Origin of the sequence: Sphingomonas daechungensis, from assembly GCF_039543105.1 — a bacterium.
Classification (GTDB): Bacteria; Pseudomonadota; Alphaproteobacteria; order Sphingomonadales; family Sphingomonadaceae; genus Sphingomicrobium; species Sphingomicrobium daechungense.
The window spans coordinates 2,451,412-2,477,759 of sequence record NZ_BAABJC010000001.1; the positions used below are offsets into that span (position 1 = coordinate 2,451,412).

The window sequence follows — 26,348 nt, forward strand, 5'->3', positions numbered from 1 at the left end:
ATGAACGAGATTTCACCTCGTCCGGTTTCGCTTGAATCACTCTCGGCAATTACCGATATTGCGCTTCGGGAGCATGGGCCCTTAGCCCATCCGATAGGAGAAAGAATGCAGAACCAGTTTGACCCGCGCACGACGACCGGCGTGAATACCACCGCAACGGTTGGTGTTCCGCGCGCCGCCCGCGATGCGGGCCTCCGGTCCTACATGCTGTCTGTTTACAATTACATGGCATCGGGCGTGCTGCTGACCGGCATCGTCGCCCTGCTGTTTGCACCCTATGCTCAAGACGCACTGATCAGTGCGAGCGGACGCGGCCTCAGCGGCCTCGGCTGGATCGTGACTCTGGCGCCGCTCGGTTTCGTCATGGTCATGAGCTTCGGCCTCAACCGTCTCTCGACCGGGGCGTTGCAGATGCTGTTCTGGGCATTTGCGACGGTGATGGGCCTGTCGATGTCGACGATCTTCATCACGTACACCGGCACCTCGATCGCTCAGACGTTCTTCGCGGTTGCTGCGGCGTTCCTTGGCCTTAGCCTCTACGGCTACACGACCAAGCGCGACCTCAGTGGGCTAGGAACGTTCCTGATCATGGGCGTCGTCGGCCTGCTGGTCGCGATGTTGCTGAACCTTTGGCTGCAGTCGCCTGCGATGCAGATGGCGATCAGCGCAATCGGCGTCCTGCTGTTTGCGGCCCTGACCGCTTACGACACGCAGAAGATCAAGAGCATGTATGCCTACGTCGCTGGCACCGACATGATGGGCAAGGTCGTGATCATGGGGGCGCTGAACCTCTACCTCGACTTCGTGAACATGTTCATGTTCCTGCTGCAGTTCATGGGCAACCGCCGCTAAGGCGTCGCCCGGAGCGAAATGGGAGGGCCGGCGGGAAACCGTCGGCCCTTTCTATTTGCGCTTTGCCCAGTTCTCCGCATCGAGTTCGAAATAGACGCTGTCGCACCATTGATCGCCGATCTGGAAGGTTCGCTCCTCCCGTCCGGTCTCCTGGAAGCCGAGCCCCGCCAATAGCCTGATCGAGCCCTCGTTACGGGGGTCGACGTCCGCGGTGACCGCTGGAAGCTGGTGTACTCCAAAGGCGCGATCGAGGACGAACTCGAGCGCCTCCCGCGCATAACCGCGTCCCCAATAATCCGGATGGAAAATGAAGCCGATCTCCGGGAAGCGCCACAGCCCGGCCTTGCCGATCAGCTTGCCGCCGAGTTCGACGACGAAATCTTCGCCCTCGGAAGGCGGGATGGCGAGCATCGAAGCAAGCCAATCCCACGTCTGCTCAATACGATCGTGCGGGAGCGACGACCAATAGGTCATTGCGCGGGGGTCGCTGAGAATCCCGTGCATGGCCACGAGGTCGCTTTCGCGCGCCGGCCTGAGTGTCAGTCGTTTGGTGCGGAACTCCATGAGCCCCGCTTACCAAGTCAGCCGAGATGCTGCTTGAAAAAGGCGATCGTACGCTTCCATGCCAAATCCGCAGCCGCCTTGTCGTAGCGCTCTGCCGACGTGTCGTTGTTGAAGGCGTGGTTGACGCCTTCGTAGAGGTAGAACTTCACCGGCTTGCCGACCGCGCGAAGCGCGTCGACCCACGGAAATGAGGTGCGGTTGACCCGGTCGTCGAGGCCGGCGTCATGGATCAGCAGCGGGGCTTGCACCTTTGATGCCTCCGACGCGTCCGGCGCGGAGCCGTAGAAGGATACGCCGGCGGCCAGCTTGTCGCCCGCGGCAACCGCCAGCCGATTGACGAAGCCGCCGCCCCAGCAGAAGCCGACGGATCCGACCTTCCCTCCGCGGCTCGACCTGGCGAGCTCGTCCAGCATCGCAACGGCGTCGTTGACCGATTTGGCGAGATCGAGCTTGCCGATCGCCTCTCTAGCCGCGTCTTCGTTGGCGGGTGTCCCGCCTGACAGCGAAAGGAAATCCGGGGCGACTGCACGGAAGCCCGCCACTGCGAGGCGCCGGGCGATATCGCGAATATGGTCGTTAAGCCCCCGGTTTTCGTGAATGACTAGGACCGTTGGCTTCAGCGATCGCGATCGCGGCTCTGCGACATAGGCCTTGTATCCGCCGACCAGGTCCTGCGTCCGCGCGACGAGCCGCTTGTCGTCGGCCGGGACGATCGCCGCAGCGGCTGGGGTAGCGGCAATCGCGCCGATCATGGCCTCCGCTGCCGCAACGCTACCGGCGAGGGCCACCATACGGGCCATGAAAACGCGCCGGTCTAGGCCCTCGTGCGTGAAGCGATCGTAAAGCGCGATCGCCTGCTTCCTGAGCTGGGTGTCCATCGTCAGGCCGGCTGCGGCTGTTGAGCCTGGGCCTCGGCGACGAGCCTGGAGTCGATCTCCTGCGCCCGGCGGTAGGGGTCGCGGTCAGTCATCCGCCGAGCATAATCGACGAACACTGGATTCGGATCGAGCAGGTTGAAGGCGAGCATGAAGTTGACCATCGAGCCGACGAACAGGTCGGCCGCAGTGAAATGATCTGCGGCAATGTAGTTTCGCCCGGTCAGGGCTTTTTCCAGCGTGCCGATCGCTAGATCGAAATTGCCGTAACCGATCATGCGTTGGCGCTCTGGCGTCGGCTCCCAACCTGCGGCGCGATTGCTGAACGCGGCTTCGATCGGTCCGGATGCAAAGAAGATCCAGCGATAATAGTCCGCCCTGTCGTCGGTCGGCGGTGCGAGGTTCGCCTCGGGAAACGCATCGGCCAGGTAGCAGCAGATTGCCGCTACTTCGGTCACGACCTTGCCTTTGTGCTTGATTGCCGGGACTTTCCCCATCGGATTGACCGACAGGTACGGCTCGGTCTTCATGGTCGTGGCGTAATCGAGGATTTCCGTGTCGTAGGGAGCGCCGATCTCCTCCAGCATCCACCGTACTGTCTGCCCACGCGATTGCGGGTTGGTGTAGAAAATGAGGTCCGCCATTTTCGCTCTCCCTGATTAGAACAAAGCAGGAACTACTCCGCCTCGAGCGATTGCTCAAGCATCTCCAGCATGGCTTGCAGGGATTTCACCCTGATGACGCCGCGCCCGACGGCGCCGAAATGCTCCTCGCGGTGCCGGATGTCACAACCATGTCGGGCAAGGGCCATGTGCACCAGGCCTTCTTCGTCTCCTTCGGCGCCAGGCCCGGCGAAGCCCGTGACGCTGATGGCAATGTCCGCACTCGATCGCTCCAGGGCTCCGGCTGCCATCGCCTTGGCAACGATTGCGGAAACCGCATTGTTGCGGTCAAGCAAATCATCGGGGGTACCGAGGAGCTCCGACTTCGCTTCCTTCGTGTAGGTGACGAAGCCGCGTTCAAAGCCGTGGCCGGCACCTTCGATGTCGGTCAGCAGCGCTGCCAGCATTCCGCCAGTGCAACTTTCCGCCGTGGCGACCTTCAGATCCTTTTCACATAGCCGCCGCATCAGGCGCTCGGCCTGCTCGTCCAGGTCGTCCGGGAGGGCAGGCTCGAGCGTTTCGCTCAACCGCGTTCCCCGGGCTTCTTCTCAGATGCGGCCGGCACCGACGAGCGTTCGGAAGCCGACCGGTCGCGCGCAGCACGGAATTCGCTGTCCGCGCTCCAGTTGGGCCAGTCGCTGCCGTTCGCCAGCCTCAACCCGACGGCGTGGAGCAGCTCGGCATCCTCGGCCATGCCTGTGAAATCCCAGTCCGGCGAATATTCGTCGGCGGGCTGATGATACATCTTCGCAGTGTAGTTTTCCGACCAGGCCTTTGCCCGAGCGACGCCGCCGTTCACCAGGTCTTGCCCGGGGCCAAAGCTCATAGCCGGTATGCCAACCTTGGCCAGGGTGAAGTGGTCCGAGCGGAAGAAGCCGCCGGTCTCGGGGCGTGGGTCGGGTGTGTAGCGGCGGCCGCGCTTGGCGCCTTCCTCGACCAGGATGTCGAGCAGCCCGAATTTCTGGTTGCCGCGAATGGTGAAGTCCTTCGCCGGGCCGAGCACGCCGAGAACGTCGGTATTGATCACCCCCGCAGTCAGGGCCGCCGGATAGAGCGGATTGGCCGCGTAATATTCGCTCCCGAGGAGGCCTTTCTCCTCCGCGGTCACGGCCATGAAGACCACCGAACGCTGCGGGCGAGGGCCTGTCGCGAATGCGCGCGCCTGCTCGATCAGCTGCGCCAGGCCCGTGCCATTGTCGATGGCACCGTTGTAGATGCGGTCGCCACTGGCGTCCGGCAGGCCAATGCCGAGATGGTCCCAGTGCGCGGTGTAGATGACGGTCTCGTTCGGACGCGCGGCTCCGGGCAGGATTCCGACCACGTTGTGGGAGGTGATGACTTCCGTCTTGGCGCTGCCGTGGACGTCCAGGGCGGCCTTCAGCGGAACGGGTTTGAAGTCCTTCCGCTTGGCCGCCTCCTTCATCGCTTCGAAACTGGTGCCGGACGCCGTGAACAACTGCGCCGCCAGGTCGCGCTGGATCCAGCCTTCCAGCGGCGGATGCTCGCCGCGCGGGTTCTTGCGGACGATGTCGAACATCGCGTTCGTGTTCGAGTTCTTGACCGTCGCCCAGCCATAGCTCGCGGGCGCGGTCTCGTGGATAACCAGCACGCCCAGGGCGCCTTGCCGAGCGCCCTCCTCATACTTGTAGGTCCAGCGGCCGTAATAGGTCATCGCCTTGCCGCCGAAGTCGCCTTCGCCCCCTTCGAAATCGGGATCGTTGACGAGCATGACGAGGATCTTGCCCCGGGCGTCCAGGCCCTTGAAATCGTCCCAATTCCGCTCCGGCGCTTTCACTCCATAGCCGACGAAGACCAAGGGAGCGCCGTTGATCGCGAGCGCCTTGTCGCCGTTGGTGGGTGCGCGGACCGCGATCTGTTCGCCTTGGGTGAGCGCTGTCGCGGTACCGGCGAGGTTGAGACTGACGTGCGGCGCCGACGCAAACTCCGACTTCAGCAACGGAACAGCTTGAGTCCATGCCCTTTTGCCATTGGTCAGGTCGCCGCCGGGCTGCAGGCCGGCCCCTGCGAATTGCTTGCTGAGATAATCGACGGTCAGGGTCTCGCCCTCGGTCGCCGGAGCGCGGCCCTGGAAGGCGTCCGAGCCAAGCGTCTGCACGTGCTGCGACAAGCGTTGCGGGCTGAAACTGCCCGTGTCGGCGGCGGAAACGGGAACGGCCACGATCGCGAGGGCGGTCGCGGCGAACAAGGATACGGTCTTCACTTTACTCTCCCCAGAGTCACAAGCTGCGGCGGCTGGCCGAATGACGACCAGCCGCCGAAAAGGTTGCAAGGGCGATACTTACTGCCCTGCGGGCGGGGAAGAGCCGTTCGTCGAATTGGCCGCCGTGCCTGGCTTCTGCCGATAGCGGTCGAACCAGGCGATGATAGCGCTCGCCTTGGCGGCTGACTGGCTCGGCCGTGCGGCGATCCCACCGTGGCTGGCGTCGGGCACCTTGACCAAAGCCGTTGGAACCCGCTGAAGCTTCAGCGCCGAATAAAGCTGCTCGGCTTCGCTGACAGGCGTGCGATAGTCCGAGGCTCCAACGACCACTAGCGTCGGGGTCTTCACATTGGCCATCAAGCTCAGCGGCGACCGCGCCCAGTACGACTGGTAATTCTCCCATGGCTGGGCGCCCATCCAATAGGGTCCGAAGAAGGGCGTGCCATCGGATGTCAGCGCCATGCTGGTCCAATTGGTGACCGGCTTCTGGGCGGCCGCCGCCTTGAAGCGGTTGGTCTTGCCGACGATCCACGCAGTCAGGATGCCGCCGCCCGATCCGCCGGTGACGAACAGGTTGTTCGGATCGACCGCGCCGCTCGCAATCGCCGCGTCGACGGCCGCCATCAGGTCGGCGTAGTCGCTGTCCGGATAGGTCTTCTCGATCCCATCCGCGAACGCCTGGCCATAGCCGGTTGAGCCGCGCGGGTTGGTATAGAGCACGGCGTAACCGGCTGCGGAATACAGCTGGTAGTCGGTCGAGAAGTGCGGGCCGTAGGCGGCGTAGGGGCCGCCATGGATTTCCAGGATCATCGGGACGCGCTGTCCCTCCTGGTACGTCGGCGGCAGCAGGAGCCACGACGGCACCCGGCCCCCGTCTGGAGCGGCCACATCCAGGGTCCGCAGCGTGCCGAGATTCTTCGATCCCAGGCTAAGGTCGTTGAGCCGGGTCAGCTTGCGCATGGCTCCGCCGCTCGAAACCGCGACGTCGGTCGGCCGGTCATAGGAGTTGGTGGTGAATGCGACCGTTCCGTTGCGCGCAACGCTGAAGCCGCCGCCTGCGTATGGCCGGTCGTAGCCCGCATCCGCGACATCGCGCGTGATTGGCCTCACACTCCCGTCGAGCCCGATGCGCGAGACGGTGACCGAGCCGCTTTCTTCATAGGCTGCGTAGATCGCGCGCCCATCCGCCGACCAGCGGATCTGGTTGATCCCGCGGTCCAGGCCCGGCGCAACCAAACGCGATCCGCCGCCATTGGTGCTCATCACATAGAGGTCAGCTTGCTCGTAGCCCTTCTTGTGATCGTCGAAGCCCAGGTAGGCGATGCTTCGTCCGTCGGGCGATGCCACGGGGGAGGCGTCGGGCCCGTTGCGGCTGGTCAGCGCGGTTACCGTTCCGCTGTCGATGTCGAGGCGATAAACCTCGCTATCGACGACGGTCATCTCCCAGTCGGGCTTGCGAACCGCGCTGAACAGGATCGCGCGCCCGTCGGGCGTCCATTCCGGAGCGCCGTCATGAAAGGCGCCGAAGGTGAGCTGCCGCGGCGCGCCGCCGTTGGCGTCGACCATGAAGATGTGGTCGAACCCGGCCTTGACGTAGCCGCCGTCGTCGGTGCGGTATGTCACCTTGTCGATGATCTCGAGCGGCTTCGCCCACTGCGCACCCTCGGGCTTTTCGGGGGCGGAGCCGAGCCTCGGTCCGTCGTCGGGCACCGTCATCAGATAGGCGATGCGTGTCCCGTCGGGCGACCAGGCAATGCCCTGCGGACTGTCCGGAAGGCCGGTGACGCGGACCGACTGACCGGTATCCATCCAGCGCACGAACAGCTGCGGAGCGCCGCCTTCGCCGGTCGAGGCGTAGGCGAGCCGCCGGCCGTCCGGGGACCAGCGCGGGCTGAAGTGGTCGCCCGTGCCCGTGACCAAAGGACGCTGCTCGCCGGTCGCGACGTTGATGACCCAGATCGACGAGCGGGCCTTGTCGGTCATGATATCTGCCGTCTTGCGGACGTAGGCGATCGTCCGTCCGTCGGGGCTGATCTGAGCATCCGTTGCCGCGCTTAGGTTGAAAAGGTCGCCACCGGTGAAGATTGGGTTTGGACCCTCGGCGGGGGCGGCAAGCGCCGGCGCTGCAAACGCGGTCGCGGAAAGCAGCAGCGCCCATGGCGCAAGCGAGTGGGCAAGACGACGCATTTTCGGAAAGCTCCCCTGATTGAAGCCGTGCACGATTCAACTTTCTGTGCCCTCCGACAAGCATTGTCGCTGCAACTGGACGCGCGTCCGCTTTGCCTGTCATACTTCGGGCATGAAAAGGCCTTGTGCCGCAGTTCTTTGCGCCTTTCTTCTCGGCTGCGCGGCCGAGGGCGAATATCCAAAGCCCTCCGAAGCGGAGATTGATCGGGTGGAAGCCAGGCTCGCGGATCACCCCTGCGTGGGCTCGCTCGATTCGTGGGAGCGGAACTACCGTTATGGGGAGCGCCGGCGGACGTTCTGGCCACAGATCGATCATGCCGACCTGGACGTCATCACCTTCCACCTTCGCCGTGCCGGGACGGTGGAAATCATACCGGGCAGGGCGATTTTCAGCACCGGGAGCGGCGACTGGCCGGACAGCCGGGCGATCCGCGCGATCGACGGCTCTTTGGTGCTCAGCAGCGGCCGGCTGAGTGTCAGCCGTTGCCAGGCGGAGCCTAAGGCACGATCGTCGTGAGCAGGTAGGCCCCGAAGATCACCACATGCACTGCTCCGTGGAGGACAGTCGTCCGGCCGCGGGCCAGCGAGAGCGCGCTCACGAACAACGTCAGCGCGAGCAGGACAATGCCCTTCGGATCCAGGCCCAGAGCCAGTGGCAGTCCAAGGAAGAACGACGTGATCGTCACCGCCGGGATGGTCAGCCCAATGGTCGCCAGCGCCGATCCGAGGGCGAGGTTCAGGCTCGTCTGGAGGCGGTTGGAAAGCGCCGCGCGCACGGCCGCCACACCTTCCGGAAGGAGGACGATCGCAGCGATTGCGACCCCGACGACGGCCCGCGGAAGGTCCGCCTGGGTAACGGCGGCCTCCAGTGTCGGCGATAATGTCTTGGCCATCAGGACCACCGCGCCGAGACTGACCAGAAGCGCGCCAAGCGAAAGCCAGGTTTGCGCCGGACTCGGGGGAGCGGCGTGGGCTTCCGGCTCCGCCTGCAGGCCGCCCTTGGGGAGAAAATAGTCGCGATTGCCAACCGTCTGCACGAACACGAACGTCAGGTAGAGCAGGAGCGAGAAAGCAGCGACGAAGGCAAGTTGCGGCCTGCTGTAGACGGGACCCATCACGGTCGTCGTGAAATTCGGCAGGACGAGTGTGAGGATCATCAGCGTCGCGAGGGTGCTGAGCGCCGCGGTCGCGCCGGTGCGCGTGAACCGCGCTTCTCGCTGATGCTTGGCTGCTGCAATCAGGCAAAGGCCGAGCAGCAGGTTGAGGATGATCATGCCTGCCGCAAACACGGTGTCGCGGGTCAGGGTCAGAGCTGCCTCTCGATTGGCCAGCATCAGGGACACGATCAGCCCCACTTCGATGATCGTAACCGCCACTGCCAAGATCAGCGTTCCGAACGGTTCGCCAACCCGATGAGCGACCGTCTCGGCGTGATGAACCGCAGCGATGACGACGCCGATCAAGGTCAGGCCGGTGACCAGCGGCCAACTTAGCCCTGCCCAGGCGGCGAACAGCACGAGCCATCCAATGAATGGGAGCGCAAGGTTGGCGTTGCGGCTGGTCGATTGCATCGCTCAGGCTATTGCCGAGCATGCCCGATAAGGCCACCCCGCATCGACGGGCTTAGACGCACAGCCGATACGCTATTGCCCGTTTCAATTGTCAGACTAAAGCAGTGAAGAAGTCCGGTTGCCGGGTACGGCATCGGTGGCATTGGCCCGGGAGTGGAAGTGGCAAGACCTGCGTCCTCAAGTTCTGAGTGCCTTCGCATTCACGGGAAGCTTGCTCGCGACCTCGGTGTGCAGATCGTATCCGGGGTCATCCGCCCCGGTGAGCTCTTGGAGACGGAGCTGGCGGCGAGCGAGCGTCACCAGGTCTCTCGCGCAGCCTACCGTGAAGCGGTACGTATCCTTGCCGCAAAGGGATTGGTGGTTTCCCGGCCAAAGGTCGGAACGCGAGTCACTCCTCGGGAGCAATGGCATCTCCTTGATCCGGACGTCCTCGCCTGGATTTTCCAGTCCGATCCTGAAGACCAAGTGCTCGAGGCTCTGTTCGAATTGCGCATGGTGGTGGAGCCGGAGGCCGCGGCCCTGGCGGCGGAGCGGCGAACCAGCGATCAAGTCGCCATCATGCGCGAGGCCTTGCGCGACATGACTGAGCATACGCTTGGCACGGCGGAAGGTCGCGCGGCGGATCAGCGGTTTCACACCACGCTTCTGCTTGCATCGGCCAATCCGTTCCTTCGGACCCTCACCAGCAGCATCTCGACGGCAGTGTCGTGGACGACCGCTCTAAAGCAGCGTGTCCGCCCGCTGGTCCGAGACCCGGTGCCGGACCACGCCGAAGTGCTGGAAGCCATCGCGTCGCGCGATCCGGACGCCGCAAGACGCGCGATGAGGAAGCTGGTGGAATTGGCGCTGTTCGATACCAGGACTGCCCCGCAAGCACCCTCCGGACGGCGTTCCAAGCGCTCCAAAGCTGCCTGAACCAGCGCACGTGGGCTTGCACCTCATCCAGCTCAAGGACCATCGCGGCGAGCGGATTGTTGCGGCCTTCCTGGACGATGTTGCCTGGCGGCTGGGCAAGATCGCAACCGTTTTCGAATTGGCGGCGCTGGCGATCGAACGAGACGTCTCGCTTTCCGAACTGGTCACCGAGCTGCGGACGGACGACCAGGTTGATCTGGCGGCAGCGGAGAAGGAAGGGCGGCTGCTTCCCGCCATCGACCATCCCGATCCAGCCCGGTTTCACCTGACTGGCACTGGTCTCACCCACCTCGGGTCCGCCGAAGGCCGGGACAAGATGCACAAGCAGGCGGCCGCCGGCGCGACGACCGACTCCATGCGCATGTTCCTGATGGGCATCGAGGGCGGCAAGCCGGAGCAAGGTCCGGGCTCCCAGCCGGAATGGTTCTTCAAGGGGGACGGGACCTCGCTCGTCGGTCCTGGCGAAAACCTTCGCTCGCCCGAGTTCGCCCTGGACGGCGGAGAAGAGCCGGAAATCGCGGGAATCTACGTCATCGATGCGGAAGGCAGGCCACGCCGCCTTGGCTTCGCGCTGGCCAACGAATTCTCCGATCACATCACCGAGCGGCACAATTATCTCTGGCTTGCCCATTCCAAGCTTCGCCCGGCGGCGCTCGGCGCGGAGATCCTGACCGGCGAGCTGCCGGCCGACGTGCGAGGGACCAGCCGAATCCGGCGGAATGGCGAGGTTCTGTGGGAAGCGCCGTTCCTGTCAGGCGAGGCGAACATGTCGCATTCGATCGCCAACCTCGAGCACCATCATTTCAAATATGGCCTGTTCCGCAGGCCGGGCGACGTCCACGTCCATTTTTTCGGGACGGCCACGCTGTCGTTCGCGCAATCGATCACGGCCGAGCCCGGCGACATCTTCGAAATTGAAGCCGAGCCCTTCGCACTGAAGCTCCGCAATCGCCTGACGATCGCGGAGCCGAGCGAGGTTCAGGTGACGCCACTCTAGATATTTTGGCATCGAAACTTGGGGGAGAGACAATGCGATCGAGTTCCGCGGGCAGATTGATCAAGGGCGCCTGCATGGCCGCGCTTCTGGCAAGCCAGGCGCTGCCTGCGTTCGCGCAGTCCGCTTCCGCTCCGGTGCAAGTGCGGGTTCAGGCCAACGCTCCCGGACCGAAGATCGACCGGGACATCTTCGGACAGTTCGCGGAGCATCTCGGCACGGGTATCTACGGCGGCGTCTGGGTCGGACCGGACTCGACCATTCCCAACGTCCGCGGAATTCGGACCGACGTCGTCGAGGCGCTACGCGAGATCAAGGTGCCCAACGTGCGCTGGCCTGGCGGGTGCTTTGCCGACGAATATCACTGGCGCGAAGGCATCGGACCGGCCGCGAAGAGGCCTGCGCGCCTTAACGCCAGCTGGGGCAGTGTCATCGAGCCGAACTCTTTCGGCACGCACGAATTCATGGACTTCGTCGACCAGCTTGGCGCCGAGGTCTTCCTGTCCGTGAACGTCGGGTCGGGTACCGTCCAGGAGGCCGCCGACTGGATGGAGTATCTGACCGCCGACAAGCCGACGACGCTCCAGCAGGAGCGTGCCGCCAATGGCCATCCCGCCCCCTACAAGATCAAGTATCTTGGCCTCGGCAACGAAAACTGGGGCTGCGGCGGCGCAATGTCGAACACCCACTACGTCGAGGAGATGAAGAGCTTCGCGCATTATTCGCGCAACCTGAATCCTTCGCAGACCGGCGAGAATGCAATGAAGCGTGTCGCGGTCGGCTGGGACAGCGGCGACAGCGACTACACCGAAGACGTCATGAAGGCCTGGAAGAACAAGGTCTGGAGCTGGGACATCGAAGGCATTTCGCTCCACGGCTACACCATCCCGAACACCTGGGAGAAGAAGGGGCCCAGCGTCGGCTTTGGCGAAGACGAATATGCCAAGGGCATCAAGGCAACGCTCAAGATGAAGGACTGGATCGCCAAGCAGACCGCGATCATGGATCGATACGATCCCGACAAGAAGCTGGGCCTTTACGTCGATGAATGGGGCATCTGGGTCGACCCCAACCCGGGCAGCAATCCCGGCTTCCTGCAGCAGCAGAACACGATGCGCGATGCTGTCATTGCCGCGCTGAACCTCAACCTGTTTATGCGCAACGCCGACCGCATCCGGGGCACGAACATCGCGCAGATGGTCAACGTCCTGCAGGCGATGATCCTGACCGACGGGCCGAAGATGCTGCTGACGCCGACGTACCATGTCTATCACATGTACGTGCCGTTTCATGACGCGAAGGCGGTGCCGGTAACCTTTGACGCGGGCAGCTACACCCACGGTGGCGTGACCGTGCCGCGCGTCGATGCAGTGGCCGCGCGCGACACGTCGGGCAAGCTTTGGCTGGCGCTGGTCAATGTGGATGCAAACAAGCCGGCGCGGTTCGATGTGGCTTTTGACGGCGTGAATGCGCGTGGCGCCTCCGGCCGCATCCTGACGGCCACAGCCGCCGACGCGCATAACAGCTTCGAAAATCCGAACAGCGTCGTGCCGCGGCCGTTTTCCGGGCGAGCATCCGGCGGGCAGCTTCGGTTCGAACTTCCGGCCAAATCGATCGCGGTCGTCCAGGTTCAATGATGGCCGCGTGGAAGAAAGAGGGAATGAAGTGATGAAGTATGTCGCTCTGACGATTGCGGCCGCGGCCGTGGCCCTCACCGGCTGCGGGCAGGGGGGAAGCGCAGGCAAGGCCGACGGTAAGGAGCTCGTCGTCGGCTTCTCGCAGATCGGATCGGAATCCGGCTGGCGGACCGCTGAGACCAACGCGGCCCGGGCCGCCGCGGATCAGCGCAAGGTCGATCTCCGGATTTCGGACGCGCAGCAGCGCCAGGAGAACCAGATCAAGGCAATTCGCGCGTTCATTGCGCAAGGCGTGGACGGCATCCTGGTCGCGCCAGTCGTCGCGACGGGCTGGGACCAGGTCCTGCGCGAGGCAAAGGCCGCGAACATTCCGGTCATCCTGGTCGACCGCCAGATCGAGACGTCCGACCCCAACCTGTATTTGTCTGCGGTGACGTCCGACCAGGTTCTCGAGGGCCGAACGGCTGGGGAATGGCTGGTGAAGACCGTCGGCGGCAAGGATTGCTCGGTCGTGGAGCTTCAGGGAACAGTGGGTTCGAGCCCGGCAATTGCCCGAAAGAAGGGTTTCGACGAAGCCATCGGCAAGGCGCCGAACATCAAGACGGTCGTGAGCCAGTCCGGTGACTTTACGCGCGCCAAGGCCAAGGAGGTCATGGAAAGCGCGATCAAGTCGCTCGGCAACGCCAAGATCTGCGCCGTCTATGCGCACAACGACGACATGATGATCGGCGCGATCCAGGCGATGAAGGAGGCCGGGCTGCGTCCGGGCAAGGACGTGCTGACCGTCTCGATCGACGCAGTGCCTGACATCTTCAAGGCGATGGCCGACGGTGAGGCGAACGCGACCGTCGAGCTCACGCCGGAAATGGCCGGACCGGCGCTGGACATGCTGATCGCCTACAAGAAGGACGGCAAGGCGGCGCCGAAATGGCATCAGACTCCGACGAAGCTGTTCCTGCCGGATACTGCGGCGGCCGAGTACGAGCGCCGCAAGACCCTGTACTGAGCCAAGCAGGAATGTCCGACGCCCCGCCCTTGCTCGAAGCGAGAGGCATCACGAAAGCCTATCCGGGGACCGTGGCTCTCGACGACGTGAACTTCGCCGTTCGCGCCGGCGAGATCCACGCCCTGATGGGCGAAAACGGCGCGGGCAAGTCGACGCTGATCAAGATCCTGACGGGGGCCGTGCGACGGGATTTCGGCGCGATCCTGATCGACGGCCGGCCTGCCGAGCCGGACTCCACGCCGCGCGCGCAGCAGGCCGGGATCTGGGCGGTTCACCAGGAGGTGATGGTTCTTCCGAACCTGAGCGTCGCCGAAAATGTGATGCTCGGCTGCCAGCCGCGGCGGTTCGGCCTCGTGGACCGGCGCAAAACTCGCAGGCTGGCGAACCAGGCGCTGGCGGAACTTGGCCTTTCGCTCGACATGGACCGCGAGCTCGGTTCGTTTCCGGTGGCCATTCGCCAACTCGTGGCGATTGCCCGTGCGGTCCGGGCGAATGCGCGGGTGCTGGTGCTCGACGAGCCCACCGCCAGTCTCGATGCGCCCGAGGTCGAGAGACTCTTCGACGTGGTGCGCGCACTCGCCTCGCGCGGGACCGGCATCGTCTTCATTACCCATTTCCTCGACCAGGTTTACGCGCTCAGCGATCGCATCACCGTCCTTCGCAACGGAAAGGCTGTGGGCAGTTCGAGGACGCAAGAGCTCCCGCAAGTCGACCTGATCCACATGATGATCGGGAAGGGACTTGAGCAGGCGATCGAGAGGGAGCGGCCTGCCAATGCCAAAAAGGGGAACGTGGCTGCGAGCTTCGTCGGGCTCGGTAAGACCGGCTTGGTCGAGCCCTTCGACATTACTCTCCATGCGGGCGAGGCGGTTGGCGCTGCCGGTCTCCTCGGTTCGGGCCGCACCGAAACCGCCATGCTGATGTTCGGAGCTGAGCGGGCGGACACGGGTTCCGTGGAGATCGATGGCAAGCCGCGTCGGTTGCGCTCGCCCCGCGATGCGATCCGCGCGGGGTTGGCCTTTAGCCCTGAGGACCGGAAGGCCGACGGGATTTTCGGCGACCTGTCGATCCGCGACAATATCGCGATCGTCCTTCAGTCGAAGCGCGGCTGGGCGCGCAAATTGTCCCGCCGCAAGCAGCAGCGCCTGGCCGACGAATATATCGCGCGGCTAAACGTCAAGACGCCCGATGCGGACAAGCCGATCGGGCAATTGTCGGGCGGCAACCAGCAGAAGGCCTTGCTGGCGCGCTGGCTTGCCTCCGACCCGAAGGTCCTGATCCTCGATGAACCGACCCGCGGGATCGACGTCGGGGCGCACGCCGATATCGTGAAGGCCATCGAAGAGCTGCGGGACTCCGGCCTCGCGCTTTACGTGATCTCCTCCGAGCTCGAGGAACTGGTCGCGTACAGCGAGCGGGTCAGCGTGATGCGCGACCGCCGCCAGGTTGCCCTGCTCGAGCGCGACGAGCTTTCCGTCGACCGGATCGTCGCTGCGATTGCTGCTTCGTCCGGTGATCGATGATCAAGGCGCGCTCCCTGCCGGGCTGGGCGCCGCCCGTTGCTGCAATGCTCGTCGTGTTGCTCATCAACACCGTCCTCTTTCCCTCCTTTTTCCAACTTCGGCTTGTCGACGGGCGCCTCACCGGAAGCCTGGTGGACGTACTGATCCGCGGAGCGCCGGTCGCGTTGCTGGCGCTCGGCATGGCAGGCGTGATTGCGACGCGCGGGATCGACCTGTCGGTCGGCGCAGTCATGGCGATCGCCGGCGCGGTGGCTGCCAATGCCCTGGCCGGAGGCGCGTCCTGGACTAGCGCCATCGTCTATGCGCTCGCAGCCGGGCTCGCGTGCGGTCTGTGGAATGGCATGCTCGTCGGCTTCCTGAAGCTGCAGCCGATCGTTGCGACGTTGGTGCTCATGGTCGCGGGTCGCGGCATTGCCCAGCTCATCACCGGCGGACAGATCACGACCTTCGACGACGCGCCGTTTGCGGCATTGGCTGGAGGTACGCTCCTCACGATCCCGGCGCCGATCTTGATTGTCGCGACAATTGCCGTTCTGCTGACGTTGCTGGTTCGCTCCACGGCGCTCGGGCTCATGGTGGAAGCGATCGGCGTGAACCCGCGCGCGGCCGAACTGGTCGGCATCAACACGCGCTCGATCGTCGTCGCCGTCTATGCGCTGTCCGGAGTCACGGCGGCCCTCGCAGGCATCATCGCGACCGCCGATATTAAAGGCGCCGATGCCAACAACGCCGGGCTCTGGCTGGAGCCGGATGCGATTCTCGTGGTCGTGCTCGGCGGAGGATCCCTCCTCGGCGGGCGTTTATCCTACGGTCTCACCATCGTCGGCGCGATTACCCTGCAGGCGATCAAGACCGGTATCCTGCTTGCCGGCTTCCCGCCGCAGATGGGCCTGATCCTGATGGCGGTCATGGTCTCGATCCTGCTAGTCGTTCAGGCTCCCGCGCTTCAGCAATGGCTGCAGCATCGAGCGCTGCGGAGGGCCGCGTCATGACCGGCCAGAACCGCACGATCATGGTGACCCTGGCCGTCCTGGTGGCCTTGTTCGCCTTCAGCGCCTTTCAATTCCCGTTCATCCTGTCGACGCGGGTGATCGGCAACCTGCTCACCGACAACGCCTTCCTCGGGATGCTGGCCATCGGAATGACGGTGGTCATCATCTCTGGGGGGATCGACCTTTCGGTCGGTTCGGTGCTGGCATTCAGCGCCGTGCTGCTCAGCGTACTGATCACGAAAGGGGGCGTGGATCCGGCCCTCGCATTCGTCATCGTTCTTGGTGCCGGAACGGCGTTCGGCGCACTGCAGGGTGTGGCGGTGCACGTGCTGCGCGCTCCGGCCTTCATCGTGACTCTAGCGGGCATGTTCCTGGCACGCGGCGCCTGCTTCCTGCTGACGGAGGATTCGATACCGATCAGCTCGCCGACCTATCAAAGACTGACCGACGTCGGCCTGCCACTAGGCGGAGGTGCGCGTCTCTCGTTCAGTGCCATCATCCTGCTGGCTGCAGTGCTGTTTACCGCGGTGCTCCTGCGCCGCACGCGGTTCGGAGCGAACGTCTATGCGCTTGGCGGAGACCGCCGGGCGGCGGAGTTGATGGGCGTTCCGGCGGGATCAACCACGGCGAGCATTTACGCTTATTCGGGGTTCATGGCGGCCGCGGGTGGCATCCTCTATTCGCTTTATACGCAGTCGGGATATCCGCTCGCCGGCGTCGGGCTCGAGCTCGACGCGATCGCCGCGACGATCATCGGCGGCACATTGCTGGCTGGCGGTTACGGCAGCGTCTGGGGAACCGCGCTCGGCGTTCTGATCCTGGGGCTGATCCAGCTCTACATCACGCTGCAGGGCACGCTTTCCAGCTGGGTCGCGAAGATCGCCACCGGAGCGCTGCTTCTGTTTTTCATCGCAGCCCAGAAGTTCTTTTCCCATGTGTCTTTCGCGCCTGGCCAATTTGCGCGCCGAAACGTTGCGTCAAAGCGTGGCCTGACACTTTCATCGGAACAATCTCAATGACTCATGACACTTCCTCGCCTGGCCGGCATCTTCGCTCGCGCGCCTGGTTCGACGATCCGGCGAATGCCGACATGACGGCGCTCTACCTTGAGCGGTACATGAACTTCGGCCTCGCTCTGGATGAGCTTCAATCGGGCAAGCCGATCATCGGCATTGCCCAGACGGGAAGCGACCTCAGCCCCTGCAATCGACACCATCTGGTGCTTGCCGAGAGAATCCGAGCCGGGATCATCGAAGCTGGCGGCATACCGTTCGAGTTTCCCGTCCATCCCATTCAAGAAACCGGCAAGCGGCCGACCGCGGGGCTCGACCGCAACCTCGCGTACATCGGCTTAGTCGAGGTGCTTTTCGGCTATCCGCTCGACGGAGTTGTGCTCACCACCGGCTGTGACAAGACGACGCCCGCCTGCCTCATGGCTGCAGCAACCGTGAACATCCCCGCGATTTCACTGTCAGTCGGCCCGATGTTGAACGGCTGGCACAAGGGCGAGCGCACCGGTTCAGGGACGATCGTGTGGAAAGCCCGAGAGCTGCTCGCGGCCGGTGAGATCGATTACCAGGGCTTCATCAAGCTTGTCGCGTCCTCGGCGCCATCGACAGGGTTCTGCAATACGATGGGAACCGCGACGACGATGAACTCGCTTGCCGAAGCACTGGGAATGTCGCTCCCGGGGTCGGCAGCCATTCCGGCGCCTTATCGCGATCGCCAGGAGTCGGCCTACCGAACCGGCCTCCAAATCGTGGAAATGGTAGAGGCAGACCGCAAACCGTCGGATATCCTTACGCGCGATGCGTTTCTGAACGCCATCCGGGTCAATTCCGCCATCGGCGGCTCAACCAATGCGCCGATCCATCTCATCGGTCTCGCTCGTCACGTCGGCGTCGAACTATCAATCGACGACTGGCAGGAGTTCGGCCGTGACATTCCCCTGCTCGTGAACCTGCAGCCCGCCGGCGAGTATCTCGGAGAAGACTATTATCGGGCAGGCGGGGTGCCAGCGATCGTGTCCCAGCTGATGACCCACGGCCTTATCCAGGAAAATGCCCTGACCGTGAACGGCCGGACCATCGGCGACAATTGCCGGGGCGCGGAGATCGAGGATGAGCGCGTCATCCGTCCGTTCGACCGGCCGATCAAGGCCGCGGCGGGTTTCTCCGTGCTCCGAGGTAACTTGTTCGAGAGCGCGGTGATGAAGCTCAGCGTCATCTCTGACGAGTTTCGCGAGCGCTATCTCAGCAATCCGGACGACCCGAATGCATTCGAAGGCCCCGTCGTCGTCTTCGATGGCCCCGAAGACTATCACAGTCGGATCGACGACCCCGCGAACGGCATCGACGACAGCACGATCCTCATCATGCGCGGAGCGGGGCCGATCGGCTATCCCGGCGCGGCCGAAGTGGTGAACATGCGCCCGCCTGCGGAGCTCATCAAAGCGGGGGTTCACGCGCTTCCGTGCATGGGTGACGGCCGTCAGTCGGGAACGTCTGGGTCGCCATCGATCCTCAACGCGTCACCGGAAGCAGCGGTCGGCGGCGGCCTCGCGCTTCTTCGGAGTGGAGACCGCGTTCGGATCGACCTCAACCGTGGCGAAGCGAACATCCTCATCGACGAGGCTGAGCTCGAGGGACGGCGCCGGGAGTTGGAGGCCCAAGGCGGCTACCCTTATCCGCGGAGCCAGACGCCCTGGCAGGAGATGCAACGCGCGACCGTCGGCCAATTGTCGGACGGTGCGGTGCTCGAGCCTGCTGTGAAGTACCAGAGGATCGCTCAGATCTTCGGCGTGCCGAGGCACAACCACTAAGCTACTTGGGTAGGGCGATCGCTTTCTCGATCCTGAGAGACGCGCTTTGCGATGGCACGCCGGTTCCCGGTTGTCCGGATCCGACGCTGACCGTGTAGTTCCCGGCGAGGACGACGTGCCGACCTTCCGGCGTCACGCTGCTGAGATCGCGCGTGGAGAGATTAAAGGTCAGGGCTCGCACCTCGCCCGGCTTGAGCGACAGTCGCTGAAACCCGCGCAATGCGAGCCTCGGAGTGCCGGGCGCATCGGGAAAATCGAGGTAAAGCTGAGCGACCTCGTTGCCCTCCCGAGGGCCGGTGTTGCGAACCTCCACTGATACGCGAGCACCTCCGTCGGTGGTCCTCACTACCGCTGGAGACGAGTAAGCGAAGCTGGTGAAGCTCAAGCCATATCCGAACGGATAAACCGGCGTCCCGGCGAAGTAGCGGTAGGTCCTTCCTGCCATCGCGTAATCGTCGAAGGGCGGAAGGTCGTTCACATTCTTGTAGAACGTCAACGGAAGTCGCCCGCCTGCATCGACGCGGCCCGAAAGGACGTTCGCGACTGCAAGGCCTCCCGATTGGCCCGGGTACCAGGCTTCGAGGATCGCGTTGGCGTTCTGCTTTTCCCAATCGAGGTTGATCGGGCTCCCGTTCATCGCGACGACGACCAGAGGTTTTCCTGTTGCCTTGGCCTGTTCGAGCAGCTTGCGCTGGTCCGTGGGCAGGTCGAGCGTCGTCTTGTCGCCACCCTTGAAGCCGGGCCGCTCTACGGAGGATTCCTCGCCCTCAAGGTCCGATGTCAGCCCGACGATTGCAATGATGACGTCGGCGTTTGCCGCTGCCGCCCTGAGGTCGGCTTCCGGCTGCTCCGAAACATATTTCCATGTCAGACCCACGCCGGTCTCACCGTGAGCATCCGCCACGATTTGGATCGGATAGCGACGACCTTTCTCGACGCGAACGGTCTTCAGCTTCGGAAGGCTGCCCCAGGGCGCATCGACGAACTCGACGAGCGGCTGGCCGTCGAACGTGAACCTGCCGTTCCGCCAGCCGGACAGGCCGAGCCGATATGAGCCGGACTCCGGCGGCACGAAGAATCCGGTCCACACCACGCGGTAGTCGTCATCGACGGCTGCCATATCCGCGTCGCCGTTGTTCAGTCCGGACACGATTGCCGTGGCGGCGGGCTTTGCGGAAACTGCCATCGGCTTTCCGTCTCTCCCGAGCGCGCCTGGGAGAGCATTGTAGAAGCGGGCGAGCAATCCGCGCTTACCCTCGGGCGTCTCCAGAACCGACGCGGGTACAGGATCGCCGTCGGTCATCGACTCTCCCGCCGGGGCGTAGACGACCTGCGTGTGGGGCAATGCCCGGCGCAGGCCGTCGAGGACAGAGATCGGGGGCGCCGATGCCGGAGACGAATAATTTCCGCGCAGCACACGCGTGGCGTCGCCGAGCGGTCCGATCACCGCAATGCGGGCACCCGGCTTCAGAGGAAGGATGCCGTCATTCTTCAGCAGCACCAGGCTCTCTTCGGCTGCCTTGAGCGCGAGGGCCTGGTGCTCGGCCGTCCCGATCGCGGAGGCGGGGACGGGCCCATCTTGGCGAACACCCGCAAGATCGCCGGTGCGATACCTAGCCGCAAACAGCCGGATCAGCGCACGGTCTATGTCAGCTTCGGTGATGAGATGCCGATCGAGCGCCTCGCGATAGCGCTGCCACAGCGGCGGCGGCGTTGGGCCCAGCGTTGCCGTGTGGCATTCATTGTCGACGCCGGCGCGGACCGCCGCCGCGACACCTGCAGCGATATCCGGCGCGTAACGATGATTGTCGCTGATATCCTGGACGGCATCGCAGTCGGACACGACGTAGCCGTCGAACTTCCAGGCGCCCCGCAGATGATCCTTGAGCAATTCGTCGCTTGCGCAGGCCGGCTGTCCGTCCACGCGGTTGTAGGCGCACATCACCGACTGGGCTCGGGCTTCCACCAGAGCCGCCCGGAACGCCGGAAGATAGGTGTCCTCAAGATCGTGCTGCGACACGAAGACGTTCGCCTTGTGCCGCGTAGTTTCAGGGCCGCTGTGGACGGCGAAATGCTTTGGCGTCGCGATCACATTGGGAAGATCGGGATTCGGTCCCTGCATCCCCTCCACGAACGCAACCCCGATACGCGCGGTCAGGAACGGGTCTTCGCCATAGGTTTCCTGTCCGCGGCCCCAGCGCGGATCGCGGAAGATGTTGATGTTGGGCGACCACGTATCGAGGCCGGTCCCAATCCTGCCGAGCTCGCCGGTCTGGCGTCCGAGCGTGTGAAGCGCGCGGACCTCGGTGCCGATCGCTCCGGCGACCTCCTTCACCAGCGGCGCGTTGAAGCTAGCGGCGAGACCGATCGGCTCGGGGTAGTTGGTGGTCGGAACGCTTCCGATCGCGCCGTGCAGAGATTCGGTCCACCAGTTGTAGGCAGGGACTTTGAGCCGGGGGATCGCCGGAGCGACATTGACCATCTGCCCTAGCTTCTCCTCCAGCGTCATCTTGCCGACGAGATCGGAGGCTAGCGCGTTAGCGCGTTCGCGCGCATCCGGAGTGCTTTGGACCGCGGCCTGAGCCTGCAAAGCCGAAGGGAGGAGAGTGCCTGCTAACAGGCACAGGCGAGCGAGGTGGACGAACGTCCGGCCCTTGGTCATCGGCCGGCCTACTGCGCGGGTTTCAGCATGCCGTGCATGCCCATCCATTTGACGAAAGCGTCGAACCAGCCGGTGCTCGTCGTCTCCTTGGGATACATGCCAAAGCCGTGGCCGCCCTGTTCGTAGAGGTGGAACTCCGCGGGCCGCTTGGCCGCCGTCCAGCTTTCGATCAGACCCATGCCCTTGCCGGCAAACAGCGGATCGTCCGCCGCGAGGGCAACGAAAATGGGTGGCGCGTCAGCAGGAACCTTCACTGCCGCCAGCGGACCGTAAATCGTCCCGATGAAGGCCGGTTTGGCATCCTCGCCGGCAAGGGCTGTCACCAACGTCAGCATGGCGCCTGCGGAAAAGCCGACCATTCCGATGCGATCAGGATTGACGTGCCATTCGCCCGCCCTTTTGCGGATGAGCGCGAACGCGGCCCGGGAATCGGCGATTTGCGGCGCGAGTTGCGGGACTGCGCTTTCCATCGTCATCGGCGGGCGAGGGGCCGAGGCGACGCCCGCGAACATGTCGGCCATGGATTTCTCAAATGCCGGCATGCCCTCCGGCGTCGGAACGAGGCGATACTTCAGCACGAATGCCGCAACGCCCCGATCCGCGAGTGCGCGGGCCACGTCCCAGCCTTCATTTTCCATCGAAAGCGTCCGGAAACCGCCGCCTGGCGCAACTACAACCGCAGTCCCGTTCGCCTTTGCCGGATCAGGCAGAAACGGTGTCAGCGTGGCTACGGTGACGTTGCGAGCGAACAGCTTCTCATACTGGCGGTGCCAGCTCTCCGGCGCGGCGTTATCGGGCAAATTTCCGGTTCCAAGCACGATTGCATTCGGCTGATCCGGAACCGCGACCGGGACCATCTTGTCGTTCTGCGCATGGGCGGGCGTAGCGATGGAGCATGCCAGTCCGACCATCATTCCGAACGCAGTCGACCGCGTCAGACCGTTCAGCCTCGCCAATATGTTCATACGCACTCGACCTCCCCTAACGCGCCTCACGCGGGGCTTAGCCGACAATCAATTGTCCTACAAATGAAGCGCGCGCAAAAAAAAGGCCGGGAGATCATCCCGGCCCTCGTAGGTGTTTGCGAGCTTACTCGGCCGCCGGCGCTTCGTCGTCGGCGTTTGGCTTGGCAGCCGCCTTCTTGCCCTTCGCAGGCTTCGGCTTTGCGGCCTTCGGCGGTGCCGGGACGATTTCGAACGAGGGCGCATTCTCCTTGATGCGGACCTTGACCTCGCCGCCGTTGACCAACTTGCCGAACAGTAGCTCTTCGGCGAGCGGCTGCTTGATCTTTTCCTGCACCAGGCGAGCCATCGGACGAGCGCCGTAAAGCTTGTCGTAGCCGCGACTGGTGAGCCATTCGCGTGCCTCGTCGTCCAGCTCGATGTGGACGCCGCGGTCGGCGAGCTGAAGCTCCAGCTGCAGGATGAACTTGTCGACGACCCGGCTGACGACGGCCGGCGGCAAGTAGGCGAACGGAACGATCGCATCCAGGCGGTTGCGGAATTCCGGCGTGAACATCTTCTTGACCGCGTCCTCCTGCGCATCCTCGCGGGTGGCAGCGCCGAAGCCGATGCTCTCGCGGGCCATGTCCGCCGCGCCGGCATTGGTGGTCATGGTCAGGATGACGTTCCTGAAATCGACCGTCTTGCCGTGGTGGTCGGTCAGCTTCCCGTTATCCATCACCTGCAATAGGATGTTGAACAGGTCCGGGTGCGCCTTCTCGATTTCGTCGAGCAGAAGCACGCTGTGCGGATGCTGGTCGACAGCGTCGGTCAGAAGACCGCCCTGATCGTAACCGACGTAACCCGGAGGCGCACCGATCAGGCGGCTGACCGAGTGCCGCTCCATATATTCCGACATGTCGAAGCGCTGGAGCGGGATGCCCATGATCGACGCCAGCTGGCGCGCAACCTCGGTCTTGCCCACACCGGTCGGGCCCGAGAACAGATAGTTGCCGATCGGCTTGTCCGGCTCGCGAAGACCGGCGCGCGACAGCTTGATCGCCGACGCAAGCTTCTCGATCGCCATATCCTGACCGAAGACGACGCGCTTCAGGTCGGCCTCGAGGTTCTCGAGCACGCGCTTGTCGTCGGTCGAAACCGATTTCGGAGGAATGCGCGCCATGGTCGCGACCACGGCCTCGATCTCTTTCGGCGTGATGACTTTCTTGCGGCGGCTCGGCGGTACCAGCATCTGCATCGCGCCGACTTCGTCGATCACGTCGATTGCCTTGTCCGGAAGCTTGCGGTCGTGGATGTACCGCGCCGACAGCTCAACCGCCGACTTGATCGCATCCGGAGTGTACCGGACGTGGTGGTGTCCCTCGAACGAAGAGCGCAGGCCGGCGATGATCTTGATCGTGTCCTCGACCGTCGGCTCGTTTACGTCGATCTTCTGGAAGCGCCGGAGCAGGGCCCGGTCCTTCTCGAAGTGGTTGCGAAACTCCTTGTAGGTCGTCGATCCGATGCAACGGATCGCTCCCGACGAAAGTGCCGGCTTCAGCAGGTTCGACGCGTCCATCGCGCCGCCTGAGGTCGCGCCCGCACCGATGACGGTGTGGATTTCGTCGATGAACAGGATCGCGTCAGGGAGCTTCTCCAGCTCCGAGACCACCGACTTCAGCCGCTCTTCGAAGTCACCGCGATACCGGGTGCCCGCCAGCAGCGCACCCATGTCGAGCGCGTAGATGGTCGCGGGCTTCAGGACCTCGGGAACGTCGCCCTCGATGATCTTGCGCGCAAGGCCCTCGGCGATGGCGGTCTTACCAACGCCCGGATCGCCGACGTAAAGGGGGTTGTTCTTCGACCGGCGGCAGAGGATCTGCACGGTGCGATCCACCTCGGCACTGCGGCCGATAAGGGGATCGACCTTGCCGGCGCGAGCCTTCTCGTTGAGGTCGACGGTAAACTGCTTAAGGGCCGACTCCTTTTTGCCTTCCTTCTCGGTGCTCTTTTCCTCTGTGGCGCTGGTCTCACGAACCTCCTGGGGCGTATCGCCCTTGCCAACACCGTGGCTGATGTAAGTCACGGCATCCAGGCGGCTCATGTCCTGCTGCTGGAGGAAATAGACCGCATAGCTCTCGCGCTCGGAGAACAATGCCACGAGCACGTTCGCGCCCGTGACTTCATCACGGCCCGAGGACTGGACGTGAAGGATCGCACGTTGGACCACGCGCTGGAACCCGCTCGTCGGCGTCGGGTCGGTGCCGGTGTCGGCGACTAGGGCCCCAAGCTCGTTGTCGAGGTAATGCTTCACCGAAGCGCGAAGCTCGTCCCGGCTGACGCCGCAGGCGGTCATCACCTTCGAGGCATGCTCATCGTCGATCAGGGCGATGAGCAGATGTTCTAAGGTCGCGTACTCGTGCCGGCGGCGGCTGGCCTCGGCGAGCGCGTTATGCAGGGTTTGTTCGAGTTCGCGAGCGAAACTGGGCATTTAGGTGTTACTCCTGCCCGGGTCCCCGGAAATTGGCCCGGGCTCACTTACCAAATGTCATACGCGCTTGGCGCTCAATCAAGGGGCGATGAGCCGCTTATCCCCAGAATATCGCTCAGAAAGCTTGGTTGAGCCTGAATGCGGCAGCTCGGAACCTACTTTTTGAACAGTTCCTCGGCGGCCGAACGGTGCGCCTGGGCACGGTTCATGTGTGCTTCGACCCGGGCGATTTCGGTCTTCAAGGCTTCGATCCGCGCCAGCAGCTCCTCGATCGAAATGGGGTCGAGGTCCTGCTTGGCAAGCTCGACCAAGGGATCGCCCGGCTTGCTCGGGAAAAGATCGTCAAGATCCATGCCGGGAATCGTTGACCCTTGCGGCCGCCCTGTCAATAAGCGCGAGCCAGTGACCAGCCCAGTTCCAGCCACAATGAAGGCGATTGTCGCGCCCCAGCCCGACGGAGCCGAAGAGCTCACCGTTGTCGAGCGACCCGTCCCCAGGGTCGGACCCGGCGAAGTCCTCATTCAGGTCGCCGCGGCCGGGGTCAATCGTCCCGATATCCTGCAACGCCGCGGGCTCTATCCGCCGCCTCCGGGCGCGCCCGACATCCTCGGATTGGAAGTTGCGGGAACAGTGGTCGAGGCCGGGGAGGGCGCCGGCGAGCTCCTCGGCAAGAAGGTCTGTGCCTTGGTCGCGGGCGGCGGGTATGCCGAATATTGCGTCGCCCCTGCAGGTACCTGTTTCGTCGTGCCGGAAGTCTTGACGCTGGCCGAGGCTGCGGCCATGCCTGAGACGCTCTTCACCGTCTGGGTAAACCTGTTCGAACGCGGCTATGCTGCGGAAGGAGACGCGGTTCTGGTGCATGGCGGAACCAGCGGCATCGGCACGATGGCAATCGCTCTCGGCAAGCTGTTCAACCTCAAGGTCATCGTGACCTGCGGCACCGATGAGAAATGCGCGCGGGCGCTAGAGCTCGGAGCGGCAGCCGCGGTCAATTACCGGACTCAGGATTTCGTAGCCGAAGTGAAGAGGGTTACGGACGGTGAAGGCGTGTCGGTCGTCCTCGACATGGTCGGCGGAGACTACGTTCCCCGCAACCTTGCGAGCCTGTCGGACGATGGCCGCCACGTTTCGATCGCCTTCCAGCAGGGTGCGAAATCCGAAGTGCTAATCCCGGAGATCATGCGACGGCGCTTGACCTTGACCGGCTCGACGCTTCGGCCGCGCTCGGTCGAATTCAAGACGATGGTGGCCGACGAGATTGCGCGAACCGTCTGGCCTTACGTGGAGGGCGGCCGGTTGAAGCCCGTCATCGACAGCAGCGTCCCCCTCGACCGCGCGGCCGAGGCACACGCCCGGATGGAAGCAGGCGAGCATGTCGGCAAGATCGTGTTGACCGTTCGCTAGAAAGCCGCACAACATTCGATCGATGCCTGC

22 protein-coding genes are annotated in these 26,348 nt (G+C 63.9%); 11 read left to right on the top strand and 11 right to left on the bottom strand.

The window, feature by feature from the left end; genetic code table 11:
• Positions 1-105: 105 nt before the first annotated feature.
• Positions 106-852 (top strand): Bax inhibitor-1/YccA family protein, encoded by a 747-nt coding sequence (locus ABD928_RS12805; RefSeq protein ID WP_345169370.1) that lies wholly within the window; start codon positions 106-108, stop codon positions 850-852.
• 51 nt (positions 853-903) lie between these two features.
• Here ABD928_RS12805 and ABD928_RS12810 read toward each other — a convergent pair whose 3' ends face one another.
• From ABD928_RS12810 to ABD928_RS12835, 6 genes are all read right to left on the bottom strand, one after another.
• The gene (locus tag ABD928_RS12810; protein WP_345169373.1) at positions 904-1,416 is read right to left on the bottom strand and encodes a GNAT family N-acetyltransferase; all 513 of its coding nucleotides are present in this window, start codon (positions 1,414-1,416) and stop codon (positions 904-906) included.
• A 17-nt stretch (positions 1,417-1,433) separates the two neighbouring features.
• Entirely contained in the window at positions 1,434-2,294 is an 861-nt protein-coding gene (locus ABD928_RS12815) for a dienelactone hydrolase family protein (protein ID WP_187714932.1), read from the bottom strand.
• Positions 2,295-2,296: 2 nt separating this feature from the next.
• Positions 2,297-2,935: a glutathione S-transferase family protein gene (locus ABD928_RS12820; protein ID WP_187714931.1), complete on the bottom strand. Its 639-nt coding sequence runs from the start codon at positions 2,933-2,935 to the stop codon at positions 2,297-2,299.
• Between the two features lie 32 nt (positions 2,936-2,967).
• Positions 2,968-3,480, bottom strand: a complete 513-nt coding sequence (locus ABD928_RS12825) for a CinA family protein (protein WP_345169376.1) — start codon at positions 3,478-3,480, stop codon at positions 2,968-2,970.
• A complete protein-coding gene (locus ABD928_RS12830) occupies positions 3,477-5,174 on the bottom strand; it encodes a M28 family metallopeptidase (protein ID WP_345169379.1) in 1,698 nt (565 codons plus the stop codon). The genes ABD928_RS12825 and ABD928_RS12830 overlap by 4 nt, the downstream gene beginning before the upstream one ends.
• Before the next feature lie 78 nt (positions 5,175-5,252).
• Complete coding sequence (locus tag ABD928_RS12835; RefSeq protein WP_345169382.1) at positions 5,253-7,361, bottom strand: prolyl oligopeptidase family serine peptidase; 2,109 nt, start codon at positions 7,359-7,361, stop codon at positions 5,253-5,255.
• 112 nt (positions 7,362-7,473) lie between these two features.
• Here ABD928_RS12835 and ABD928_RS12840 point away from each other — a divergent pair, with 112 nt between their 5' ends.
• Positions 7,474-7,878 carry a hypothetical protein gene (locus tag ABD928_RS12840; protein ID WP_345169385.1) on the top strand — a complete coding sequence of 135 codons (405 nt, stop codon included), beginning with the start codon at positions 7,474-7,476 and terminating at the stop codon, positions 7,876-7,878.
• On the opposite strand, the gene ABD928_RS12845 is transcribed toward ABD928_RS12840, so the two are convergent.
• Positions 7,859-8,932, bottom strand: a complete 1,074-nt coding sequence (locus ABD928_RS12845) for a calcium:cation antiporter (protein WP_345169388.1) — start codon at positions 8,930-8,932, stop codon at positions 7,859-7,861. The genes ABD928_RS12840 and ABD928_RS12845 overlap by 20 nt on opposite strands.
• Before the next feature lie 159 nt (positions 8,933-9,091).
• Here ABD928_RS12845 and ABD928_RS12850 point away from each other — a divergent pair, with 159 nt between their 5' ends.
• From ABD928_RS12850 to ABD928_RS12885, 8 genes are read left to right on the top strand one after another with little or no spacing between them, the layout of a single operon-like run.
• Positions 9,092-9,847, top strand: a complete 756-nt coding sequence (locus tag ABD928_RS12850) for a FadR/GntR family transcriptional regulator (protein ID WP_223276410.1) — start codon at positions 9,092-9,094, stop codon at positions 9,845-9,847.
• 10 nt (positions 9,848-9,857) lie between these two features.
• Positions 9,858-10,844 (top strand): AraD1 family protein, encoded by a 987-nt coding sequence (araD1, locus tag ABD928_RS12855; protein WP_187714929.1) that lies wholly within the window; start codon positions 9,858-9,860, stop codon positions 10,842-10,844.
• Positions 10,845-10,876: 32 nt separating this feature from the next.
• The gene (locus tag ABD928_RS12860) at positions 10,877-12,478 is read left to right on the top strand and encodes an alpha-N-arabinofuranosidase (RefSeq protein ID WP_223276409.1); all 1,602 of its coding nucleotides are present in this window, start codon (positions 10,877-10,879) and stop codon (positions 12,476-12,478) included.
• A gap of 31 nt (positions 12,479-12,509) precedes the next feature.
• Complete coding sequence (gene ytfQ / locus ABD928_RS12865; RefSeq protein WP_345169396.1) at positions 12,510-13,484, top strand: galactofuranose ABC transporter, galactofuranose-binding protein YtfQ; 975 nt, start codon at positions 12,510-12,512, stop codon at positions 13,482-13,484.
• 11 nt (positions 13,485-13,495) lie between these two features.
• Entirely contained in the window at positions 13,496-15,007 is a 1,512-nt protein-coding gene (locus tag ABD928_RS12870) for a sugar ABC transporter ATP-binding protein (protein WP_187714928.1), read from the top strand.
• Complete coding sequence (locus tag ABD928_RS12875) at positions 15,004-15,999, top strand: ABC transporter permease (protein ID WP_187714927.1); 996 nt, start codon at positions 15,004-15,006, stop codon at positions 15,997-15,999. The genes ABD928_RS12870 and ABD928_RS12875 overlap by 4 nt, the downstream gene beginning before the upstream one ends.
• The gene (gene yjfF / locus ABD928_RS12880; protein ID WP_345169400.1) at positions 15,960-17,018 is read left to right on the top strand and encodes a galactofuranose ABC transporter, permease protein YjfF; all 1,059 of its coding nucleotides are present in this window, start codon (positions 15,960-15,962) and stop codon (positions 17,016-17,018) included. Before ABD928_RS12875 ends, yjfF begins: the two co-directional genes overlap by 40 nt.
• Positions 17,015-18,820, top strand: a complete 1,806-nt coding sequence (locus ABD928_RS12885; RefSeq protein WP_187714926.1) for an IlvD/Edd family dehydratase — start codon at positions 17,015-17,017, stop codon at positions 18,818-18,820. The genes yjfF and ABD928_RS12885 overlap by 4 nt, the downstream gene beginning before the upstream one ends.
• 1 nt (position 18,821) lies before the next feature.
• On the opposite strand, the gene ABD928_RS12890 is transcribed toward ABD928_RS12885, so the two are convergent.
• The 4 genes from ABD928_RS12890 to ABD928_RS12905 all read right to left on the bottom strand — a co-directional run bounded on the left by ABD928_RS12890 (position 18,822) and on the right by ABD928_RS12905 (position 25,267).
• On the bottom strand, positions 18,822-21,482 hold the full coding sequence (locus ABD928_RS12890; RefSeq protein ID WP_345169404.1) for a glycoside hydrolase family 3 C-terminal domain-containing protein: 2,661 nt from the start codon (positions 21,480-21,482) through the stop codon (positions 18,822-18,824).
• Between the two features lie 8 nt (positions 21,483-21,490).
• Complete coding sequence (locus ABD928_RS12895) at positions 21,491-22,396, bottom strand: alpha/beta hydrolase (RefSeq protein ID WP_398286871.1); 906 nt, start codon at positions 22,394-22,396, stop codon at positions 21,491-21,493.
• 175 nt (positions 22,397-22,571) lie between these two features.
• Complete coding sequence (gene clpA, locus ABD928_RS12900) at positions 22,572-24,914, bottom strand: ATP-dependent Clp protease ATP-binding subunit ClpA (RefSeq protein ID WP_187714925.1); 2,343 nt, start codon at positions 24,912-24,914, stop codon at positions 22,572-22,574.
• A 155-nt stretch (positions 24,915-25,069) separates the two neighbouring features.
• Positions 25,070-25,267: a DUF1192 domain-containing protein gene (locus ABD928_RS12905; protein ID WP_187714924.1), complete on the bottom strand. Its 198-nt coding sequence runs from the start codon at positions 25,265-25,267 to the stop codon at positions 25,070-25,072.
• A 73-nt stretch (positions 25,268-25,340) separates the two neighbouring features.
• Between ABD928_RS12905 and ABD928_RS12910 the strand changes: the two genes are divergently transcribed.
• Positions 25,341-26,318 (top strand): NAD(P)H-quinone oxidoreductase, encoded by a 978-nt coding sequence (locus tag ABD928_RS12910; RefSeq protein ID WP_345169409.1) that lies wholly within the window; start codon positions 25,341-25,343, stop codon positions 26,316-26,318.
• The last annotated feature ends 30 nt before the right edge of the window (positions 26,319-26,348 follow it).

What these genes read in the sequence shown, in the direction of transcription:
- ABD928_RS12845 (WP_345169388.1), bottom strand. Translation starts at nt 8,932, where the DNA reads ATGCAATCGACCAGCCGCAACGCCAACCTTGCGCTCCCATTCATTGGA.
- ABD928_RS12875 (WP_187714927.1), top strand. Translation starts at nt 15,004, where the DNA reads ATGATCAAGGCGCGCTCCCTGCCGGGCTGGGCGCCGCCCGTTGCTGCA.
- ABD928_RS12815 (WP_187714932.1), bottom strand. Translation starts at nt 2,294, where the DNA reads ATGGACACCCAGCTCAGGAAGCAGGCGATCGCGCTTTACGATCGCTTC.
- ABD928_RS12805 (WP_345169370.1), top strand. Translation starts at nt 106, where the DNA reads ATGCAGAACCAGTTTGACCCGCGCACGACGACCGGCGTGAATACCACC.
- ABD928_RS12840 (WP_345169385.1), top strand. Translation starts at nt 7,474, where the DNA reads ATGAAAAGGCCTTGTGCCGCAGTTCTTTGCGCCTTTCTTCTCGGCTGC.
- ABD928_RS12820 (WP_187714931.1), bottom strand. Translation starts at nt 2,935, where the DNA reads ATGGCGGACCTCATTTTCTACACCAACCCGCAATCGCGTGGGCAGACA.
- ABD928_RS12870 (WP_187714928.1), top strand. Translation starts at nt 13,496, where the DNA reads ATGTCCGACGCCCCGCCCTTGCTCGAAGCGAGAGGCATCACGAAAGCC.
- ABD928_RS12885 (WP_187714926.1), top strand. Translation starts at nt 17,015, where the DNA reads ATGACTCATGACACTTCCTCGCCTGGCCGGCATCTTCGCTCGCGCGCC.
- clpA (WP_187714925.1), bottom strand. Translation starts at nt 24,914, where the DNA reads ATGCCCAGTTTCGCTCGCGAACTCGAACAAACCCTGCATAACGCGCTC.
- ytfQ (WP_345169396.1), top strand. Translation starts at nt 12,510, where the DNA reads ATGAAGTATGTCGCTCTGACGATTGCGGCCGCGGCCGTGGCCCTCACC.
- ABD928_RS12910 (WP_345169409.1), top strand. Translation starts at nt 25,341, where the DNA reads ATGAAGGCGATTGTCGCGCCCCAGCCCGACGGAGCCGAAGAGCTCACC.
- ABD928_RS12890 (WP_345169404.1), bottom strand. Translation starts at nt 21,482, where the DNA reads ATGACCAAGGGCCGGACGTTCGTCCACCTCGCTCGCCTGTGCCTGTTA.
- ABD928_RS12860 (WP_223276409.1), top strand. Translation starts at nt 10,877, where the DNA reads ATGCGATCGAGTTCCGCGGGCAGATTGATCAAGGGCGCCTGCATGGCC.
- ABD928_RS12905 (WP_187714924.1), bottom strand. Translation starts at nt 25,267, where the DNA reads ATGGATCTTGACGATCTTTTCCCGAGCAAGCCGGGCGATCCCTTGGTC.
- yjfF (WP_345169400.1), top strand. Translation starts at nt 15,960, where the DNA reads ATGGCTGCAGCATCGAGCGCTGCGGAGGGCCGCGTCATGACCGGCCAG.
- ABD928_RS12835 (WP_345169382.1), bottom strand. Translation starts at nt 7,361, where the DNA reads ATGCGTCGTCTTGCCCACTCGCTTGCGCCATGGGCGCTGCTGCTTTCC.
- ABD928_RS12895 (WP_398286871.1), bottom strand. Translation starts at nt 22,396, where the DNA reads ATGATGGTCGGACTGGCATGCTCCATCGCTACGCCCGCCCATGCGCAG.
- ABD928_RS12810 (WP_345169373.1), bottom strand. Translation starts at nt 1,416, where the DNA reads ATGGAGTTCCGCACCAAACGACTGACACTCAGGCCGGCGCGCGAAAGC.